The following is an 859-nucleotide window of genomic DNA, read 5'->3' as shown; positions in this document are numbered from 1 at the left end:
CGACCGCACGAGAAACGCGCACCGAAGGCACCTACCGGCCGTTGGGACCGAGCCCGGTGATGAGCATTGTCGTGTATACGGCGGCCATCGTGCACGTGCTGCTGGTCCTGTTGCCGCAGAACGACATATTCAGCGCAGACCCGCCGTTGTCGTGGGGGATCATCCGCAACATCCCCTTCCTCGTCCTCGGTGTGGTCATCATTGGCGCGTTGTGGGTCCGTGCTCGGGGCGACGCCTTCTACCGCTTCGCTTGGCCGGCGGTGACTCTCTCGTTCGGGTTCTACCTCCCCGTTGTGCTGTGGGCACAGCAGAACGAGACCGTCGGCCTGTTGATGATCCCGAAGACGCTCGCCTACGTCTGGCTGGTGGTCATGGGCTATCGCGCGTTCGCCGGCAAGCACAACAGCGATCCTGACGACGCGCTGCGCGCTGCTGGTACCACCACCCCGACAGAGCGCGCATAGCAAACGCACCGTTTTGTCACCTCGTCCCTCACGACGCTCGATCGACGGGCAGGGCGGAGGAGGAAGGGCATCACGAAGCAGTCCCGGCGGAGGTCGACGCCGCATTCGGTTGTTCGAACAGCCCCTCAACTCAGCGGGCTGAGAGGACGGCCAGGGCCCCGCTGAGTGCCCGCGTCCGTCTACGGGGACGCGGGCACTTGGTGGCGGTACCTCAGACGTGGGACGGTTCCATCGCCGGCTTCGCATTCGCCTCGGTCACGCTCGGCCACAGCGCCTTGTCTCCGAGTAGCCGCATGATCGCGGGAACGAGAAGCGGCCGGACAACGAAGGTGTCGAGCAGGATCCCGATGGCCATCGCGAGACCGAACTGGAACAGTTCCCGGATCGGTTGGGTG

At 65.1% G+C, this 859-nt stretch carries 2 protein-coding genes; one reads left to right on the top strand and one right to left on the bottom strand.

Translation table 11 applies throughout. The annotated features are described in order from the left end of the window. A partial coding sequence (locus tag R1101_RS28785; RefSeq protein WP_232284835.1) for a hypothetical protein occupies nucleotides 1-464 on the top strand: 464 nt, incomplete at its 5' end. A gap of 211 nt (nucleotides 465-675) precedes the next feature. Here R1101_RS28785 and R1101_RS28780 read toward each other — a convergent pair. Further along, the coding region (locus R1101_RS28780) for an MMPL family transporter (protein ID WP_037225230.1) at nucleotides 676-859 on the bottom strand (184 nt) is incomplete at its 5' end.

It is taken from the genome of Rhodococcus sp. R1101 (assembly GCF_000278445.1).
GTDB classification, from domain to species: domain Bacteria; phylum Actinomycetota; class Actinomycetes; order Mycobacteriales; family Mycobacteriaceae; genus Rhodococcus; species Rhodococcus gordoniae.
The sequence above is the reverse complement of the archived record's forward strand: the minus strand, read 5'-3'. Positions and strand labels throughout refer to the sequence as shown.